General features: G+C 66.9%; 15 protein-coding genes. 3 read left to right on the plus strand and 12 right to left on the minus strand.

The window, feature by feature from the left end:
• Positions 1-5: 5 nt before the first annotated feature.
• Both ACPPVQ_RS16295 and ACPPVQ_RS16300 read right to left on the minus strand, forming a co-directional pair.
• Complete coding sequence (locus ACPPVQ_RS16295) at positions 6-668, minus strand: LuxR C-terminal-related transcriptional regulator (protein WP_426516184.1); 663 nt, start codon at positions 666-668, stop codon at positions 6-8.
• Positions 669-697: 29 nt separating this feature from the next.
• The gene (locus tag ACPPVQ_RS16300) at positions 698-1,045 is read right to left on the minus strand and encodes a response regulator (protein ID WP_426516185.1); all 348 of its coding nucleotides are present in this window, start codon (positions 1,043-1,045) and stop codon (positions 698-700) included.
• Positions 1,046-1,238: 193 nt separating this feature from the next.
• Here ACPPVQ_RS16300 and ACPPVQ_RS16305 point away from each other — a divergent pair, with 193 nt between their 5' ends.
• Entirely contained in the window at positions 1,239-2,273 is a 1,035-nt protein-coding gene (locus ACPPVQ_RS16305) for a hypothetical protein (RefSeq protein ID WP_426516186.1), read from the plus strand.
• Positions 2,274-2,420: 147 nt separating this feature from the next.
• On the opposite strand, the gene ACPPVQ_RS16310 is transcribed toward ACPPVQ_RS16305, so the two are convergent.
• The 4 genes from ACPPVQ_RS16310 to ACPPVQ_RS16325 all read right to left on the minus strand — a co-directional run bounded on the left by ACPPVQ_RS16310 (position 2,421) and on the right by ACPPVQ_RS16325 (position 8,857).
• Positions 2,421-4,229 carry an ABC transporter ATP-binding protein gene (locus ACPPVQ_RS16310; RefSeq protein WP_426516187.1) on the minus strand — a complete coding sequence of 603 codons (1,809 nt, stop codon included), beginning with the start codon at positions 4,227-4,229 and terminating at the stop codon, positions 2,421-2,423.
• Entirely contained in the window at positions 4,226-6,016 is a 1,791-nt protein-coding gene (locus ACPPVQ_RS16315; protein ID WP_426516188.1) for an ABC transporter ATP-binding protein, read from the minus strand. The genes ACPPVQ_RS16310 and ACPPVQ_RS16315 overlap by 4 nt, the downstream gene beginning before the upstream one ends.
• 509 nt (positions 6,017-6,525) lie before the next feature.
• Positions 6,526-7,752 carry a dimethylargininase gene (gene ddaH, locus ACPPVQ_RS16320; RefSeq protein ID WP_426516189.1) on the minus strand — a complete coding sequence of 409 codons (1,227 nt, stop codon included), beginning with the start codon at positions 7,750-7,752 and terminating at the stop codon, positions 6,526-6,528.
• Between the two features lie 25 nt (positions 7,753-7,777).
• The gene (locus ACPPVQ_RS16325) at positions 7,778-8,857 is read right to left on the minus strand and encodes a Glu/Leu/Phe/Val dehydrogenase dimerization domain-containing protein (protein WP_426516190.1); all 1,080 of its coding nucleotides are present in this window, start codon (positions 8,855-8,857) and stop codon (positions 7,778-7,780) included.
• 160 nt (positions 8,858-9,017) lie between these two features.
• Between ACPPVQ_RS16325 and ACPPVQ_RS16330 the strand changes: the two genes are divergently transcribed.
• On the plus strand, positions 9,018-9,584 hold the full coding sequence (locus ACPPVQ_RS16330) for a hypothetical protein (RefSeq protein ID WP_426516191.1): 567 nt from the start codon (positions 9,018-9,020) through the stop codon (positions 9,582-9,584).
• Between the two features lie 174 nt (positions 9,585-9,758).
• Here the strand turns inward: ACPPVQ_RS16330 and purH are convergent, their stop codons facing one another.
• The 6 genes from purH to sucC form a co-directional block, all read right to left on the minus strand.
• On the minus strand, positions 9,759-11,339 hold the full coding sequence (purH, locus tag ACPPVQ_RS16335) for a bifunctional phosphoribosylaminoimidazolecarboxamide formyltransferase/IMP cyclohydrolase (RefSeq protein ID WP_426516192.1): 1,581 nt from the start codon (positions 11,337-11,339) through the stop codon (positions 9,759-9,761).
• Positions 11,336-11,929, minus strand: a complete 594-nt coding sequence (gene purN, locus ACPPVQ_RS16340; RefSeq protein ID WP_426516193.1) for a phosphoribosylglycinamide formyltransferase — start codon at positions 11,927-11,929, stop codon at positions 11,336-11,338. Before purN ends, purH begins: the two co-directional genes overlap by 4 nt.
• A gap of 60 nt (positions 11,930-11,989) precedes the next feature.
• A complete protein-coding gene (locus ACPPVQ_RS16345) occupies positions 11,990-13,243 on the minus strand; it encodes a cell division protein PerM (protein ID WP_426516194.1) in 1,254 nt (417 codons plus the stop codon).
• Positions 13,244-13,338: 95 nt separating this feature from the next.
• Positions 13,339-14,724 (minus strand): hypothetical protein, encoded by a 1,386-nt coding sequence (locus ACPPVQ_RS16350; RefSeq protein WP_426516195.1) that lies wholly within the window; start codon positions 14,722-14,724, stop codon positions 13,339-13,341.
• 105 nt (positions 14,725-14,829) lie between these two features.
• Positions 14,830-15,717, minus strand: coding sequence for a succinate--CoA ligase subunit alpha (gene sucD, locus ACPPVQ_RS16355; RefSeq protein ID WP_426516196.1), 888 nt, complete (start codon positions 15,715-15,717; stop codon positions 14,830-14,832).
• Between the two features lie 13 nt (positions 15,718-15,730).
• On the minus strand, positions 15,731-16,894 hold the full coding sequence (gene sucC / locus ACPPVQ_RS16360; RefSeq protein ID WP_426516197.1) for an ADP-forming succinate--CoA ligase subunit beta: 1,164 nt from the start codon (positions 16,892-16,894) through the stop codon (positions 15,731-15,733).
• Between the two features lie 250 nt (positions 16,895-17,144).
• Between sucC and ACPPVQ_RS16365 the strand changes: the two genes are divergently transcribed.
• Positions 17,145-18,590: a hypothetical protein gene (locus ACPPVQ_RS16365; protein ID WP_426516198.1), complete on the plus strand. Its 1,446-nt coding sequence runs from the start codon at positions 17,145-17,147 to the stop codon at positions 18,588-18,590.
• Positions 18,591-18,608 lie beyond the last annotated feature (18 nt).

Below are 18,608 nucleotides of genomic sequence, written 5' to 3' on the forward strand. Positions count from 1 at the left end.
TCTCCTCAGGCCCCGTGGCCGAGGAAGCGCAGCACCGCGAGGACCCGCCGGTGCCCTTCGGCCGAGTCCTCCACGCCGAGTTTCGACATGATGTGGCCGATATGGGTCTCTACGGTTCGCAAGCTCAGGTGGAGCGCGGATGCGATCGCCTGGTTCGAACGTCCCTCTGCCATCAGGGCCAGCACGTCGCGCTCGCGTTCCGAAAGCGATTCGAGGGCATTGCTGGAGACGCGGCCCGCGACGAGCGCGGAGACGACCTCGCTGTCGACGACGGAGCCACCGGACGCGACGGTGCGCACCGCGTGCACGAGCGTGTCCGCGTCGGCCACGCGATCCTTCAGCAGGTAGCCGGTGCCGCTGCCGGCACTCATCGCGCGGATGGCGTATGCCGCGGTCGTATACATCGACAGCAGCAGCACGCCGACGGTCGAGCCGCGACGCCGCAACTCCTCGAGGGCGCGCAATCCTTCGTCGGTGTGGGTCGGCGGCATCTTGATGTCGAGGACGACCGCATCGAGCGAGTCGTCTTCGGCGGCGAGGGCGAGCAGCTCTTCTGCAGACCCGACCGAGGCCACGACCTCGAGGCCGCCCGCCCGCAGGATCTGCCCGATGCCCTCACGCAGCAGGACAGCATCATCCGCGATCGCCACCCTCACGGTGTCGGCCACCCGGACCCCCTTTGCGGCACCACCATCGGTCACCCCAGAACGTTGCGTATCGCGTCGCCGGTGAGTTCGCCTTTGCTGATGAACCCTTCGGCGCCGCTGTCCTCCACCCGTGTTCCGTAGTCGCGCAACGCCCGGCTCGAGGTGAGCACGACGGCGGCGCCCGACGCCTGGAGCGCAGGAACGAGGTCGAATCCGATCGTATCGGGAAGTCCGATGTCGAGAAGCACGAAATCCGGGTTCAGCTGCCGGGCGAGTTCGAGACCGCCGATGCCTGTTGCTGCCGCCCCGACGACGGTGAACTTCTCGAGCCGGAGAAGCTCGCTGGCCTGCTCACGGAATCGCGCGTGGTCGTCGACGATCACAACGCGCAGGTTCATGTATCGATTCTCGCCACCGGTGGCGGCCGGCGCATCCGGGCTAGCACGCATCCGTAAACGGGTGGCCGCTCCGATGCCCGGCCGCGCACGGCGGAGGAATATCGGTTGTGCGTCGACCAGAACCCGAGGGATGCCCTGCGTGGCCCGACACGCAGGCTCCCCTGGTCGCACAACGAGTGGAGGTCCCGTCCAGATGTACGCCGAAGCACGACGAACCGGCTGGTCCGGCGCGCATTCGCGAACCGACATCGATCGACTGGACGACCTGGTGGCCCGCTACGGTGCTCCGCTGCTCGTACTCGACCCGAACAAGGCGCGCATGCGGTATCGCGAACTCCAGGCGACATTCCCGTTCGTTCGGTTCCACTATGACGCGAGCGCGCTCGCCCACCCTGCAGTGATCTCGGCGATCGCCGGGTGTGGAGGGTACTTCGAGGTCTCCGAAGAGGGCGCGCTCGCGGCGGTCCTGGGGTCGAAAGTCGATCCAGTGCGGGTGGTCCACACGCATCCGGTGAAGCATCCGCAGGACCTCCTCGCTGCGTACAACGCCGGCGTGCGCCTCTTCGTCGTCGACTCGCAGACCGAGGTGGAGAAGTTCATCGGCTACCCCGGCGACGTCGCCGTGATCCTGCGGCTGCGGTTTCCGGATGCCCGCGAAGCCCAGGTCCCCGCGATCGTGCGGGGTGTCGCCATCGACGAGGCCGCGAGCGCCGTGCGGTTCGCGCACAGTCTCGGCGTGAAGATCGACGGCTTCAGCCTCTACCTCGGCAGGCGCCGGGGCGCGCAGCCGTACGCTGCGGCGATCGCACGGACCCTCGGCCTCATGGTCGAGCTCGAGAACGCGCTCGGCTGCCGGTTCGATGTTCTCGACCTCGGCTCCGATTTCCCCACCGCCGCGCACGGCTCTGCCGTCGAGCTGGCGGAGGTCGCACGCGCCGTTCGCACCATGCTGCTTCCCCTGGCCGACCGCCTGACATTGCTGGCGGAGCCGGGCCGTCTGGTCGCATCCCGATGCCTGACGCTGGTGACCGAGTCGTCGCGCGCTGCCGTGGATCCGGTCGAGGCGAGCGAATCGATCGATGCGGGTGCGACGCTCATCGTCGTCGACGGGCAGCAGGACGAGTCCGGCCCGTTCTTCCGCATCCTCGCCGACACGCGACACCGCATCTTCCACACCGGCAGGCACTCCGGCAGACAGTCCATCCAGACCAGGGCGGCGGCAGGCTGACTCAACCCCACCCTCCGCGCCCTCGGTGGCGGGAGCACTGGTCCCGGTGTTCCCCGCCACCACCTGATGCAACGTGAGTTGCAGAACAGAACCCCCTTCCCGGGCTTCGGGAAGGGGGTTCCGTTCTGTCGTGTCGCAGGCTCCTGATCAGACGAGCGAGTCCCGCCAGGCCGCGTGGAGTTGCGCGAAGCGCCCCGTGCCGCCGATCAGGTCGTCGGGCGTTCCGTCTTCGACGATGCGGCCGTGTTCCATCACGAGGACGCGATCGGCGATCGCGACCGTCGAGAGCCGGTGCGCGATGATCACCGCGGTGCGGTCCGCGAGCAGGGTCTGGAGGGCCTGCTGCACGAGCCTCTCGCTCGGGATGTCGAGCGAGCTGGTCGCCTCGTCCAGGATCAGCACCGACGGGTTCGCGAGGAACGCCCGCGCGAACGAGATCAGCTGGCGCTGCCCGGCCGAGACGCGGCCCCCGCGCTTGTTGACATCCGTGTCGTACCCGTTCGGAAGACCGCGGATGAAGTCGTCCGCTCCTACGGCGGCAGCAGCATCCATGATCTCTTCACGCGTCGCATCGGGCTTGCCGAGCGCGATGTTGTCGGCGACCGACCCGCTGAACAGGTAGGCCTCCTGCGTGACCATGACGATCGCGCGACGGAGGTCCTTCGGGTGCAGGTCACGCAGATCGACGTCGTCCAGGCGCACCGATCCGGTTGTCGGGTCGTAGAAGCGCGAGATGAGCTTCGCCAGCGTCGACTTGCCGGCGCCCGTCGATCCGACGAGGGCGATCGTCTGTCCTGCGGGGATATCGAGTGTGAAGTCCGGCAGGATGATGCGGTCCTTCTTGTACGCGAACTGCACGTCGTCGAAGAACACGTGACCACGCGACTCCCAGAGGTCGACCGGCTTCGCCGGGTCGGGAACGGTCGGTTCCTCCTCGAGCACACCCGAGATCTTCTCGAGCGCCGCAGCGGCCGACTGGTAGGAGTTGTAGAACATCGCCATCTCCTCCATCGGGTCGAAGAAACGCCGGGTGTAGAGCAGCGCTGCAAGCAGTGCACCGATGGCCATCTGGCCGTCGGCGACCCGGAAGCCGCCGACGAGCAGCACCACGCCGACGGTGACGTTGCCGATCATCACGAGTCCGGGGTCGAAGATCCCGAAGAGCTGGATGACGCGGGCGTTCACGTCGCGGTAGTCCTCGACGAGGCCGCCGAACTGCTCCTCGTTGCGCTTCTCCTTGCGGAACGCCTTCACTGCACGGATGCCCGTCATCGTCTCCACGAAGTGGACGATCAGCTTCGCCGATGCCACTCGCGAGATGCGGAACAGCTTCTGCGAGCGGGTCTGGAACCAGCGCGTGAGCAGGTACAGGGGCAGCAGCGAGCACAGCAGCACCACACCGCTGACCCAGTCGAGCGTGAACAAGGCGATCGCGATGAACAGCATGTACAGGAAGCCCTGGACGAGCTGGTTGATGCCCGAGTCCAGAAGCTCGCGGATCGAATCCAGGTCGCTCGTCTGGCGCGAGATGATGCGCCCGGACGTATACGACTCGTGGAACTCGAGGCTCAGCTTCTGGGTGTGCAGGAACACTCGCTTGCGCAGGTCGATCAGGATCGCTTGGCTGATGCGGGCGCTCAGCACGGTGTACCAGGCGATGAGCACCGCACCGATCACGCCGGTGACCAGGTAGGCCAGGCCGGCTGCAGCAACCGGGAACCAGTTGTTGTCGATCAGCGCGGGCAGGCCGTTGTCGATCCCGAACGCGATGATCGCCGGGCCCGCCACCTGGGCGGCCGTGCTGACGACGACGACGATCGCCGTCAGCACCAGTCGCATACGCAGCGGATGCATCAATGACCCGAGCAGGTGCAGCGAGCGCTGCCGGATCTGCCGGCTTTCCGCCTTCGTGAAGTCGTTGCGTTCTTCGCCTTCGACTCCGACTACGGTCGTCACAGGTTCACCTCCTGGAGGATCTCTTCGGTTTCTTCGTCTTCGAGACTCGAGATGACGAAGCGGTAGTGCTCACTGGTGGCGAGCAGGTCGTGGTGCGTTCCCACGGCGGTGATGCGCCCTCCTTCGAGGAGCGCGACGCGATCGGCGAGCATGACCGTCGACGGACGGTGCGCGACGACGAGGCCGGTCGTTGCCGCGAGTACGCGGCGCAGGGCCGCCTCGACGAGCGCCTCCGTGTCGACGTCGAGCGCCGACAGCGGGTCGTCCAGCACGAGCACGGATGGCCTGGCCGCGACCGCGCGCGCGAGCGCCAGCCGCTGACGCTGGCCACCCGACAGGCTCAGGCCTTCTTCGCCGACTTTCGTCTCGACGCCATCCGGCAGGTCGTAGACGAACGCCGCCTGCGCGATCTCCAGCGCCTCTTTCAGCTGCCCGTCCGCTTCCGGCGAGCGCACGTCGATGTCGTCGCGGCCGAGCAGCACGTTCTCGCGCACCGACGCCGAGAACAGCGTCGCATCCTCGAACGCCATCGCGATGTGCTTGCGGAGGTCGTACCGGCTGAGGTCGCGCACGTCCACGCCGTCGATCCGGATGCTGCCACCGGTCACGTCGTAGAGCCGCGTGGTCAAGGCGGTGAGTGTCGACTTGCCCGAACCGGTCAGTCCGACGAGCGCCATCGTCTCTCCCGGCTCGACCGTGAGGTCGATCCCATCGAGGAGGTCGGGGAAGCGCTCGGGCGAGTCCTGGTAACGGAAGTGCACGGCGTCGAACACCAGCTCGCCGCGGGGGTTCGCGATGGTCTTCGGGTTCTCTGGGTCGGTGATCGTGTTGACGGTGTCCATCACGTCGAAGAACCGGTCGGCGGCCGTGCGGGTGTCGAGCGTCATGCTCAGCAGGAAGCCGATCGACTCGATGGGGAACCGCAGGACGGTCGCCGTCGCGAAGAACGCCACCAGTTCGCCGACGGTGAGCTGGTTCTGCGCGGCCAGCCAGACGCCCACGACGAGGCACAGGCCGAACGCGATGTCCGGTACGAGCAGCAGCCACAGCCAGATGCCCGCGATCGCCTTCGCCTTCTCGATCTCCGTGCCGCGCAGCTGCTCCGCCTGCGACTCGAAATTCTTGAGGGCGTATTTGCCCCGGCCGAACGCCTTGAGCACGCGGATGCCATGCACGGACTCCTCGACGGCCGTCGCGAGGTCGCCGGCCTGGTCCTGGCTGCGCCGGGCGATCGTCGAGTACTTCCCCTCGAAGATGAACCCGTAGATCCACAGCGGAATTGAGCACACGAGAAAGATCGTTCCGAGAATCCAGTTCCAGGCGATGAGGATGCCGAAGCCGACGACGATCGTGATCACGTTGACGACGAGCAGCACGAGACCGAACGAGATCCAGCGCCGGATGAGGTTGAGGTCGCTGACCGCGCGCGACAGCAGCTGGCCGCTCGGCCAGCGGTCGTGGAACCCGACAGGCAGGTCCTGCAGCTTGGCGTACAGGCCGTTGCGCAGCTTCGCTTCGACGTGGGTTCCCGGGGTGAGCACGAACCACCGCCGGAGCGAGATGAAGACGGCTTCCGCAGCGCCGAGGCCGACGACAAGCAGCGCCGCAGGCCAGACCTGGGACGAATCGCCGGTCGCGAGCGGGCCGTCGACCAGCCAGCGCAGGACCTGCGGGATAGCGAGCGCGACCAGGCTCGCCAGGAGCGCTGCGACCATCCCGAGCACGATGCGCGGCAGCGCCGACTTTGCGAACGGGAAGATGCGCATGAGCGTGCGGAACGTGCTCATGGTGGGTTTGGATTCGTGTGGTGGATGCTGGTGTCCAGCAGGAGCAGACATGGGCGACCGGTTTCCTTGTGGTTTCGTGATGGAGCTGTGAGGTGAAGTTCGGGTCGGCGAAGGGCGCACGAGGGCGCGGAAATCGCCGGACGAGGGGCGGTTGTGGGGCAGGTCCGTCACGGACCCGGATCGATCGCCGGCCGGTGGCCGGGAGAGCGGTGGCTTCGGGGAGTGCAGTGTCTCCGGAGTTCAGTGCCTCCTGGAGCGCAGTGTCCTCCGGTAGTTACCGGGCCGCTTCGAGTGCCGGGGACGTGGATGGACGCAGCCGGAGGGCGCCCGTGACAGCACCCTCGTACACGACCGTGGTCGGTGTGGTGGTTTCTGTCGTCATGGCGTCCTCCTGAGCCCGTATGTTGTTCACGTCGGTAGCCACGTAAGGTCCTTTTCGACCGGAAGCAGCCTTACAGAATATAACCGCAAGGCTGCCGAGTGCAAGGACGAATTCTGGAACGGTCGGGTCAGCCCCGGATGCGGATGGAGAGGCAGGTCACGCAGCCCTCGAGCTTCTCGAATTCGCTGATGTCGACGGTGACGACGTTGTAGCCGAGGTCTGCGACCAGGGCCGCCGACTGCGGTGCCGACGCCGACATGAGCAGCGTGTCGTCGGACAGGACGACAACAGCGGTGCCGTTCGCCTCCGGCACTGCGAGGAATCGGCCGAACACCGACGGGTCGTCGACGAGCGGCTCGTAACCGATGACCGTGCCATCGGGAAGCGCGGTGACCGTGGTCTTGAGGTGTAGCGCCTTCGTCACCGGAACAGCCACGACGGTGTAGCCGAGTGGCGTTACGAGGGCGCGCAGCTGCCGGATGCCCTCCGCGTTGGTGCGGCCGCCGCGGCCGACGAACACGGTCGATCCGACCTTCAGCACGTCTCCACCGTCGAGCGTGCCGGGCTCCTGGATGCGCTCGATGGCGAGTCCCTGCGCCTGGAGGGCGGCCTCGGTCCCCGTGATCTCGTCACGGCGTGAGTCTGCGCCGGGCCGCGTGATCACCGCGGTTTCGCCGAAGACGACCGCTGTGTCCTCGACGAAGACGGAGTCGGCGAGGGCATCCGCCGGGGCGACCTCGACCGTCTCCCAGCCGGCTGCCGCCAGGGCTGCGACATAGCCGTCCCACTGCTGGTCGGCACGCTCCGGATCGACCGGCTCCCGGTCGATGTGCGTGGTGAGCCCGTCGACCAGGTTCGAAGCCGGGATGCGCACGAGCGCGATTCGTGCGCCCCTGCGTGTGCCCCCCGAGTAGTCGATGATCAGCCCGTAGAGCCAGCGCCCGAACGTCGGGGTGAGGACGGTCACCAGAACGACGAAGAGCAGGTTCAGCCCGACGAGCGTGCTCAGCGCATACCCGAGAAGGCCGCCCGAGAATGCGCTGCCCTGGTTCAGAAGCACGATCAGCGTGTTCGCCAGCGCGGAGATCACACCGACGAGGACGCCGGCGATCAGTGCGGTCCACCAGCGGGCGAACGCACCGATCACTCCGGCGACCACGAGGAGGATGAACACGAAGACGCTCGCCAGCGAGAACAGGTTGCTGACGCTCACGACCAACGCCCACGAAGTCCCGGCCGTGCTCCCGAGGTTGCCGATCGTGAAGAACAGGATCATCGCGACATGCGCGACGAACGCGAGGACGAACGCAGAAATTGCGGAAGCGACGAGCCTGCGGCCCAGCGAGTTGGTCATGAAGATCAACCCTAGCGGAGCCTTTCTATGCGTTTGCTGGCTCGCGCAGGCGTGCGAGCGCGATGTCCTCCGCAGCCTCGAGGGTCGTGATCCCGCGCTCGCGCGCGACCCGGAACACGTGCGACACGATGTCGCCGATGGCGTCGACGCGCTCCCGCGTGGCTTCTGCCGACGGCTCGTCCTCATTCATCATCGAGAGGAAGATCACGCCGCCAGCGTTCACCACGAAGTCGGGGGCCCAGACGATCCCCCGCGCACGCAGGCGCTCAGCACCGCTTCGTGTGGCGAGCTGGTTGTTCGCGGGACCGACGACGGCCTTCACCCGCAGCTCGTCGATCACCTCATCGGTGAGCACTCCCCCGACTCCGGCCGGAACGAACAGGTCGCCCTCGACCAGGTGCGCCGTCTCCGGCTCGACCCACGTCGCGCCGAGCGTCTCGGCCAGGGCACGCTTGACCGGGTTGACGTCGGTCACGGTCAGCACCGCACCTTCGGCGGCGAGGCGCATCGCGAGGATCGAGCCGACATGGCCGAGGCCGAGCACGGTGATGCGCCGGCCGGCGACCTCGCGGCTGCCGAACACCTCGTCGAGCGTGGCGAGCAGGCCCGCGTACACGCCCGCAGCGGTCGCATCGCTCGGCTCGCCGACGCCGCCTTCCGACGACGGAAGTCCGCAGACGTGGCGGGTGCGCGTGGCGACAACGGCCATGTCCTCTGCGGACGTGCCGACATCCTCCGCCGTCATGTAGGCGCCGTCGAGGCTCTCGATCGCGTCACCGAGGTCCAGCATGGCGTCGCGGCGCTCCGCGGCGCTCAGCACCGTTCCCCGAGGCACGTAGATGACGGTCTTGCCGCCGCCGCGGTTGAGGCCGGCGGCAGCGTTCTTCATCGTCATGCCCTCAGCGAGGCGCAGCGAGTCGTTGAAGGCTTCGACCCAGTTGTCGTACGTCCACACGCGGCAACCGCCGAGCGCCTGCCCGAGAACAGTCGAGTGGACCGCGATGCTGATCGTGAGACCACTCCTCACCCCTTTGACGACGAGCACTCGCTCGTGGGGCAGGTTGTCGCCGGTGGTGGCGGTCAGGTCGATGGGCATGGCGGACATCATTGTCTCCTCGTGGGATCGTGACAGTAGTTGGCGGCCTGGTGGGCCGCAACCTATTTTGTCACTTTTCGCACCCCTCGCGAGCAGAGCTCGCTCGGCGCTGGTGTCGCGGAAGCGCGATGCATTTCCCTCAGCTCGAGGGCGCTGAAAGAATCGAATGGTGGTAACGGCATATATCGACGAATCCGGCGGTAGCGGCCGTGAGCTTCAAAATGTTTACATTCTGGCTGCAACGATTCCTCTTACCGACCAGCTCAGTGAATGCCGATCATTGTTGCTCGAACTCAAACCGGCACACGCGCGCAAGTTGCACTGGTATGAAGCCGGCGAGTCAGACCGAACTCGCATCGTCGAAACGATCGCCCGAATTGAAGCAATGCATGTCATTGTCGAGAGCGTCGAACCACCCGAGACAAAGGACGAGAGACACCGGCGACTATGCATGCGCCTCCTCCTCGCGCGACTGGATCATATGGGTGTCGACGCAGTAGTTTTCGAGTCCCGTGGGCTCGGCTCCAACCACCGCGACCGCACCATGGTCAAGACGATGCGCGTCGACGGCACCATTTCCGCCGACATGGAAGTCACTCATCGCGACGGTCCATTCGAACCATTGCTCTGGATCCCGGACGCCGTATGTGGCGCAGTTGTTGACCGCCGACTCGGTCGGTCGCACTATCTGGCCCTGCTACACGGCACGATTGACTGGATCACCCGCGGACCTTAAACGGCGCGACCACCCGGCCCCACTATCCGCAGGAACTCCAAGGTGGTCACTTTCGGCACCAGTCAAGATACCGACATCACTACTGTGCCATACATTGCTGACCAACACCTAGACGAAACTGCGACCAACTGCGACCAACTGCGACAGCCCGCGGTCACACGTTCTGGCTCCGGATCAGTGGAAGAAGTGCCGCTCCCCGGTGAAGTACATCGTCACGCCGGCCTCTTTCGCCGCAGCGATCACTTCTTCGTCGCGGATCGAACCGCCGGGCTGCACGATGGCGGCGACCCCGGCTTCGATGAGGATGGCTGGGCCGTCGGCGAAGGGGAAGAACGCGTCGGATGCCGCGACAGAACCCGCTGTCCTGCCGCCTGCGCGAGCCACGGCCAGGTTGCACGAGTCCACGCGGTTCACCTGTCCCATGCCGACACCCACCGATGCGCCGTCGTGCGCGAGGAGGATCGCGTTCGACTTCACCGCCCGGCACGCCTTCCATGCGAACTCGAGATCGGCGCGCGTCTGCACGTCTGCCTCTTCGCCGGCGACCAGCCGCCAGCCTTCCGACGAGAACTCGTCGAACCGGTCGGAATCCTGCACGAGGACCCCTCCGGAGATCTGGCGGAACTCTGTCATCGGCCGCGCGTAGTCTGCCGGAAGCCGGAGCAGCCGCAGGTTCTTCTTCGTCTGCAGGAGCTCGAGGGCCGCTGGCTCGAAGTCGGGCGCGATCAGCACCTCGGTGAAGATCTCTTTGACGGCCTGCGCCATCGCAAGGTTCACGGTGCGGTTGGCTGCGATGACGCCACCATAAGCCGAGACCGGATCGCATGCGTGGGCCTTGGCATGCGCATCCGCCACATCCGTGCCGACGGCGATGCCACACGGATTCGCGTGCTTGATGATCGCGACAGCCGGCTCGGCGAAGTCGAAGGCGCTGCGCAGGGCTGCGTCGGCGTCCACGTAGTTGTTGTACGACATTTCCTTGCCGCCGAGCTGGGTGGCCTGGGCGATGCCGCGGCCGGCAGGGTCGACGTAGAGCGCGGCCGCCTGGTGGGAGTTCTCCCCGTAACGCAGAGTCTGCTTCAGTTCGGCCTCGACCGCGAACCGCTCGTGCCAGTCGTCCGTCGACGGCGCTTCGCCTGCGAACCAGGCGGCGACGGCAGCGTCGTAGGCGGCCGTGTGGGCGAACGCCTTGGCGGCGAGCGCCCTGCGCAGCTCGAAGGTGGTGCCGCCGTCAGCGATCGCCTCGAGGATGCGCGGGTAGTCGGCAGGCGACACGACGATCGCCACATTCGCGTGGTTCTTCGCCGATGCGCGAACCATCGCCGGGCCGCCGATGTCGATCTGCTCGACGACGTCGTCACCCGCTGCCCCGGAAGCGACGGTCTCGACGAACGGGTACAGGTTGGAGACCACGAGTTCGAACGGCTTGATGCCCAGCTCGGCGAGCTCGGCCTCGTGCGACGCCAGCCGCAGGTCGGCGAGCAGCCCCGAGTGGATGCCCGGATGAAGCGTTCGAACGCGTCCGTCGAGGTGCTCGGGGAAACCGGTCACGCTCGCCACGTCGGTCACGGGGTAGCCCGCCTCGCGGATCCTGGTCGCCGTCGTGCCCGTGCCGACGATCTCAACGCCGGCGGCGACGAGTGCGTCCGCCAGCTCGATCAGGCCGGTCTTGTCGCTGACCGACACCAGTGCACGCCGCACGGGGACGAGGTCGCGTTCGCGGTAGAGGCTCGGGTCGTGACGGGGTCCGCTCATGCGCGCGCAAGCTCCTTCAGGTCGATGTATCCGTTGGCGATGTCGAGGACAGCCTGGATCAGCAGGCGGCGTTCGACGGGTTTGATGCGATCATGCAGGCTCGTCTCGGTGTCTCCGGGCAGTACGGCGACGCGTTCCTGGCTGATGATCGGGCCCGCGTCGACGCCGTTGTCCACGACGATGAGGCTGGCCCCGGTCTCGGTCGCGCCCGCGGCGAGCGCGTCGCGAACGCCGTGGGCGCCAGGGAACTCGGGCAGGAAGGCCGGATGCGTGTTGATCAGTCGCGGCGAAAGGGCAGCGACCACGCGTGGCGGGAGCAGCCGCATGAATCCTGACAGGATGACCAGGTCTGGGCCCCACTGCAGGATCTGGCCCAGCAGGGCATCCCCCCACTCCTCCCTGTTCTCGAACGACGAGAACGGAACGGTGAACGAAGGGATGCCGAACTCCTCGGCGTACGCGAGCCCGTCTGCGTCGCGGTCGGCTCCGATCGCCACCACCCGCGCGGGGAATTCGGCGTCTTCAGAAGCCTCGAGAAGTGCGCGCAGGTTCGACCCGCCGCCGGAGATCAGGACCACGAGCGAAAGCACCCCCTCAGCCTACCCGTCGCCCTGCGGGCGCCAGGACCGCCGACGGCAGGCGCCAGGGACTCATCGACGTATTCGTCCTCCTGCCAGCATCCCGACGCCTGCCGCGATGGCGACCTCCGCCGCCGCGAGCAGCCCGACCATCCACGGATTCGGACCGACGTCGTGCAGGCGCCCCGGTCCGAGCGAACCGGCCGACCACCAGGCGAGCAGCCCGAGTTCGATGCCCGCAACAGCACCGACGCCGAGCGCCGTGAAAAATACCCAGCCCGGTCCATGGACCGTCGCCGACCGGTTGACGTGCGAGCGCAGGAGGACGGCCGCGACGAAGCCGGCAAGGAGAGGGATGAGGAGACCGAGGAAGCCGAGTGCCAGGGTGCCCGCCGGCAGCACCCCGAAGAGCGGAACGGTCGGGATCGGGCCCAGCTGGGTGGCGACCGGTCCGACCGAGGAGCCGGTTCCGATCGCGAACCCAGGCCCGATCAGCCAGGCTGCCGTCCAGATGACGAAATTGGGGATGAACGCGGCCTGTCCGATCGTCAGCGCAGCGCCACCGAGCGCGCCGCTCTGCAGTCGCTCATAGAGTCCGACGACCGTGCCGAAGTCGACGACGACGAGCACGGTGAGTACGAGCGCCGCACCGGCGATGATCAGCGCGGCCGCCGCCGTCCCCCCACGCGCTGCCGCCGCGGCGCCCGATCGCAGTGCGGGTGGAAGGGCGTCCAGCCGCATCCTGAGCCCGGATGCGAGACGGCCTGCCCGCGGAACCGGTGCGGTGTCGCTCGAAGCCGCCCTGCGCATCCGCTCCCGCCGTGCGAGACCTGCGCCGATGCCGATCGCGATGCCGATCCCGTAGACGAACGGAGGAAGCAGTACACCCTGCCACAGTGACGGGCGCACGAGAGCACTCGAGCAGGTGAGTGTCACAAGGGCGGCCAGGCCGGCGAACACGGCGAGGGCCGTCACGACGCCAGTGGCCCGGTAGGCGGTTTCGGATGCGCGGAGCCCCGTGCGCACGCCGAACGCAGCGGTGAACAGGGCGAAGCCGAGAGCGGCGATGGTGACCTGGAACGGCACGGCAGCGCCGGGCAGGCCGAGCGTCGCGGCGGTCACCGAGTCGAGCGTGACGGTGAGGTTCACCCCATGCCCCACGAGCCAGATGTCGCCGGCGGCGCGCCAGAAGATGAACCAGTCGACAGCGAGGTGGTACTGAGCGGCCCAGAGGATCGTCAACGGAACCAGGACGATGCCCAGCCCGACCGCTGCGACGATGACCGCCTCGAGGGCTGCAAGCAGGGCGACGGTTGTACGATTCATCTCCGCTGGAGCCTACCCGGCGAACCCGGCGACGCTCGGCAGACACTTCGCGCGGTCGGCGAGCTCCCGGAAAGGGCTCCCCACGGCGTCGCCACTCAGCCGGTCATAACGACGGGAGTGTCTTCGTCGGCCTCCTTCGGCACCGTCGCGACGGGTCGCTGCACGAGTTCCAGAATGGCGATCACGACGACGGAGATCACGAGGGTCCAGATCGTGAGCGACGGGGTGATGGGCCGGACGAAGAGAACGATCGCCGAAGCGATGACCGCGATGATGATCCGCAGCAGCACCCGTTGCGTATAGATCCACTCCCCCACGCGTCCGGTCGAGATCCCGTGCTCCTCGGAGACGTGGCGAAGCCGCGTAGCTCCGGCAACATAGAAGCCGCGCAACTTCCGCGGCACTTCGAACGGGCCCGCGAACCAGCCGACGACGGCCACGACGATCGCGAGTACGAGCACGGCCACCGTGGTGTCCCGCATGGCCCCAACGACCGTGTCGAACAGAGTGCGCGCGACGTTGGACGGCAGAAGGGACGGTGACGCCGACGCGATGAAGACGATCCTGCCGATCGCGAACCCGGCTGCGACGATGATCATCGACAGCGCGAGTGCTATGGCGGCCCAGATGAGGGCGACCGCCCGGCGCCGCGCGACGAGCACCCCCGCAGCGAGGAACGCGATCGCCACCCAGGGCAGCCACGCACCGGCCACGAGCGCGAGGTTGTAGGCGAGCTGCACGGTGGGGATCGAATCGGACTGGGCAACGGTGATCGTCTTGTCGATGGTCGGTATCTGGGAGGCGAACGTGATTCCCTGGCTGACGAGCCTTGACTTCACCTTGTCGATGATGGGCCCGAGCTGGATGCCGATCGAGCCGTCGGAGCCGATGGCGATCGCCGCCTTCGGATTGTTCTGCATCGTCGCGACGAGCTGCGCATGGCTCACCTTGAGCGCCGCCGTCCAGACGTCCGCGAAGGCGCTCGAGGTCACGAAATTGTTCACTGCGGTGTGCATGAGCGACTGGAGGCCCTGCGCGGCAGGCCCTTTCATCGCTTCGAGCGCCTTCGTGGCCGCCGGCCCGGTGCCCAGGGATGTGATGCCGTCGATCACGTTGCTGGTGATCTGATTGACGTCGACCTGCTGGTTGATGACGTCGACGACCTGGTTCGTGACGTACGCCTGTACACCGGGGTCTTTCGCCAGCGGCGCATAGGTCGCGACGAACGTGTCCGTGTCGGTGAGCTGCACCTTCGCCCACGATGCGACCACGGCGACCGGTGCGAGGATCGCCCCGATCAGGATGAGGACCGTTGCGAGGAGGGTCCATCCCCAGCCGCGCTGCTTCCTCAGGGGCGGTGCCGGGGGTATCGGTTCGAGCGGTTCCGTCGAGCTTCCCTCTTCGCGCATCCGGAGAGCGGTGTTCTCGGCCTCGAGTTCTTCGATGCGCTTCAACAGGTCTGCGTTGGTCGGTCGAGCCATGTCGATTCCCTTCCCCGGTGATGCTCACTGTAGCGCTGCGGTGCATGGCAGGCCACGAAAAAAGGCCCTGCGGATTTCTCCGCAGGGCCTTCCCGGATCAGTACATCAGAGCGACGCGTACACCTCGCGCAGAATCGCGGCTGTCTCGCTCGGGGTCTTGCCGACCTTGACGCCGGCGGCCTCGAGCGCCTCCTTCTTCGCCTGGGCGGTCCCGGCCGAACCGGACACGATGGCACCGGCGTGGCCCATGGTCTTGCCTTCCGGAGCCGTGAACCCGGCCACGTAACCGACGACCGGCTTGGTCACGTTCGCCTTGATGAAGTCAGCGGCGCGCTCCTCAGCGTCTCCACCGATCTCGCCGATCATGACGATCGCCTTGGTCTCGGGGTCGGCCTCGAACGCTGCGAGGGCGTCGATGTGGGTGGTGCCGATGATCGGGTCGCCGCCGATGCCGATCGCGGTCGAGAAACCGAGATCGCGGAGCTCGTACATCATCTGGTAGGTCAGCGTGCCCGACTTCGACACGAGGCCGATCGGGCCCTTGCCGGTGATGTTCGCCGGGGTGATGCCGACGAGCGACTCACCGGGGGTGATGATGCCGGGGCAGTTCGGGCCGATGATGCGGGTCGTGTTGCCCTTCGCCTTGGCGTACGCCCAGAACTCGGCCGAGTCCTGCACCGGGATGCCCTCGGTGACGACGACGACGAGCGGAATGCCTGCATCGATGGCCTCGACCACGGCGTCTTTCGCGAACGCCGGCGGCACGAAGACGATCGACACGTCGGCACCGGTCTTCTCGATGGCCTCGACCACCGTGCCGAACACCGGAAGCTCGACGTCACCGTGGGTGACAGTGGTGCCGGCCTTGCGGGCGTTGACACCTCCGACGACCTGGGTGCCGGCCTTCAGCATCAGGGCGGTGTGCTTGGTGCCCTCGCCGCCGGTGATGCCCTGGACGATGACCTTGGAATCCTTGTTGAGGAAAATCGACATCTTCTTCGGTCCTTTACTTCGAAGCCAGTTCGGCGGCCTTGTCGGCGCCTTCGTCCATGGTGAGTGCCAGCGTGACCAGCGGGTTCGCGGCATCCGTCAGGATGCGGCGGCCCTCGTCGACCTTGTTGCCGTCGAGGCGCACGACGAGCGGCTTGTTCGCCTCGTCGCCGAGGATCTCCAGCGCCTTGACGATGCCGTTCGCGACTGCGTCACAAGCGGTGATGCCGCCGAAGACGTTCACGAACACGCTCTTGACCTGCGGGTCGTTCAGGATGACGTCGAGGCCTGCGGCCATGACCTCGGCGGATGCGCCGCCTCCGATGTCGAGGAAGTTGGCCGGCTTCACGCCGCCGTGGTTCTCACCCGCATAGGCGACGACGTCGAGTGTGCTCATCACGAGTCCCGCGCCGTTGCCGATGATGCCGACCTCGCCGTCGAGCTTCACGTAGTTGAGGTCACTGGCCTTGGCCTTCGCCTCCAGCGGGTCGGCGGCAGCTTTGTCCTCGAGCGCGCCGTGGTATAGGTGACGGAAGCCGGCGTTCTCGTCGAGTGTGACCTTGCCGTCGAGGGCGATGATGTCACCCTCTTCTGTCAGAACGAGCGGGTTCACCTCGACGAGCGTCGCGTCCTCGCCCTTGTAGACGTCGTAGAGCTTGACGAAGACGTCGGCGACCTTCTCGATGAGTTCGTCGGGGAATCCTGCGGCCGTCGCGATCGCGACCGCCTTGTCGTGGTCGACGCCGACGAGAGGGTCGACCTCGATGCGGGCGAGCGCCTCGGGCTTCTCGACCGCAAGGACCTCGATCTCCATTCCGCCCTCGACGCTGGTCAGCGACAGGTAGGAGCGGTTGGCCCGGTCGAGGAGCACCGAGAAGTAGAACTCCTGCGCGATGCGGGCGCCTCCGGCGACCATCACGCGGCGAACGACGTGGCCCTTGATGTCGAGACCGAGGATCGCCTTCGCGGCTGCCTCCGCCTCATCCGGGTTCTTCGCGACCTTCACGCCGCCGGCCTTGCCGCGGCCTCCGACCTTCACCTGGGCCTTGACGACCACCACACCACCGAGCTTCTCAGCTGCTGCGCGCACCTCCTCCGGAGTATCCGCGACGATGCCCGGAAGAACCGGAACCCCGTACTGTTCGAACAGGTCTCTGGCCTGGTACTCGTAAAGATCCACGGTTATCCAATCCGCTGGTGCCGGCGCGCGCTTGTGGCGCCATCCATTGTCCGTATTTTCGGCGAACTCCGGCCGAGATAGCTCGACGCCGAGACAAATTCGCCACTGAGAACTCTATCCTCTCCGACTGGACGCCGACGCACCGGTCTCTGTGATCGCTGTCTCCTCCCCAAGACGGGCCGCGGCCAGCTTGTCCACAATCTGCTCCCGGCCGACGTCAGCTGTCGGCTCGACCGCAGACGCTGGATTCATGTCCAAACGAATCTCAATCCTTGTCACCGCCGTCGCGGTGGCCGGCTTCATGTTCTTCTCCATCGCGGTCAGTTCCCTGAGCGCACTCGCCCTCTCCGCAACGGGTACCGGCGTCGGCTACCGTTCGTCATCCGGTTACTGGCTGGGCTCCTACCAGCTCGACGACGGCACGCGCGGGTTCTGTCTCGAGGCGGGCAAGACCTGGCCGGTCGGGCGCGACACCGAGCTCGTCGACGGGGCGACCCTCGGGTGGTTCGGGCCCTCCGACGCCGCGCGCCTCGCATACATCTCGCGCATGTGGGCGATGTCCGACGACCGGGTCACGACGGCGGGTGGCCAGATCGCGACGTGGATCATCGCGGGAGTGGGCGACCACACCGAAGAGGAGCTCGCGTCCCGCGCCGGTGCCGACGGCGACGCCGTTCTCGCACGTGCACGAGCGATGGTGGCGGAGGCGACACGCGAGGCAACCACCTCGGTATCGGCAAGCGCCGTGCTCGAACTGTCGGAGAGCGGGCCGGGGAGGCTCCGGGTCGAGCTCACGACAGAAGGGCTCGACGGGTCCCGCACGAACGTTCCCTCCGAACGCCACCGTGCACGCGTCGAATTGACCGGCGCCACATTCAGCGATGGCACCACCTCGTCCGAGATCGCGAACGGGACCGATGTCGAAGTCATGCCGACATCGTCGGAGCCGACATCCGAAGTCTCCGCCACCGCGCAATTCAGCAACCTGCCCTATGGCGACCGCCTGCTCGTCGGCCGGTCGGGCGACGACGTGCAGGCGCTCCTCGTCTCCACGCCGGCAACCGCCACAGCATCGGCCTCGGTCTCGGGCGTCGGCGTATCGCCACGCCCGGTGCAGCCGATCGTCAGCACCCAGACGAGTCATCCGACTGCCGCGCCGGGCGCGCGTATCAGCGATCTGATGGCTGTGGACGTGCTCGCCGGCGATGGGCTGCTTCCCACCTGGGGCGTCTTCGACGACGGCACGGCGATGTCCCCGATCGTCGTGACCGTCGACAGCTCGCTCCTCGGCCCGTTCAGCTCGCCGATCGAGCAGTCGTCCGAGATTCCTGCCGGCGCCCCGACGGTGTGCACCGTCTCGACAGAGGTCTCCGGTCCCGGTGAGTACCGCACCCCCGAATGCGTGATCGAGACCCCGGGCCATTACGTGTGGGTCGAACGGATCGATCCGGCGAAGGTACCGGCTGATCGGGGCGGCTCGCGTATCCGTCCGTGGCAGTCCGACTTCGGGATCGCTTCCGAGATCACCGTCGTCGAGCCGGCCCACCTGGGTGCGGCCGTACTCGCGGAAACCGGCACACGCTCCGATTTCGTGGCTCCCCTCTCCGCGGGGCTGGCTATCGCGCTCGGCTGCAACCTGATCGTGCTGAACCGCCTGCGCCGTCGCCGGCCGTCCCCTCGCAGCATGTTCCGATGAATCCGCTGGCATGATGGA

This window comes from Leifsonia sp. McL0618, assembly GCF_049994905.1.
Taxonomy (GTDB): Bacteria; Actinomycetota; Actinomycetes; order Actinomycetales; family Microbacteriaceae; genus Diaminobutyricibacter.

Excerpts from the sequence above, each read along its gene's own strand:
- ACPPVQ_RS16300 (WP_426516185.1), bottom strand. The coding sequence starts at position 1,045 with ATGAACCTGCGCGTTGTGATCGTCGACGACCACGCGCGATTCCGTGAG.
- ACPPVQ_RS16305 (WP_426516186.1), top strand. The coding sequence starts at position 1,239 with ATGTACGCCGAAGCACGACGAACCGGCTGGTCCGGCGCGCATTCGCGA.
- ACPPVQ_RS16315 (WP_426516188.1), bottom strand. The coding sequence starts at position 6,016 with ATGAGCACGTTCCGCACGCTCATGCGCATCTTCCCGTTCGCAAAGTCG.
- ddaH (WP_426516189.1), bottom strand. The coding sequence starts at position 7,752 with ATGACCAACTCGCTGGGCCGCAGGCTCGTCGCTTCCGCAATTTCTGCG.
- ACPPVQ_RS16325 (WP_426516190.1), bottom strand. The coding sequence starts at position 8,857 with ATGTCCGCCATGCCCATCGACCTGACCGCCACCACCGGCGACAACCTG.
- purH (WP_426516192.1), bottom strand. The coding sequence starts at position 11,339 with ATGAGCGGACCCCGTCACGACCCGAGCCTCTACCGCGAACGCGACCTC.
- ACPPVQ_RS16345 (WP_426516194.1), bottom strand. The coding sequence starts at position 13,243 with ATGAATCGTACAACCGTCGCCCTGCTTGCAGCCCTCGAGGCGGTCATC.
- ACPPVQ_RS16350 (WP_426516195.1), bottom strand. The coding sequence starts at position 14,724 with ATGGCTCGACCGACCAACGCAGACCTGTTGAAGCGCATCGAAGAACTC.
- sucD (WP_426516196.1), bottom strand. The coding sequence starts at position 15,717 with ATGTCGATTTTCCTCAACAAGGATTCCAAGGTCATCGTCCAGGGCATC.
- ACPPVQ_RS16365 (WP_426516198.1), top strand. The coding sequence starts at position 17,145 with ATGTCCAAACGAATCTCAATCCTTGTCACCGCCGTCGCGGTGGCCGGC.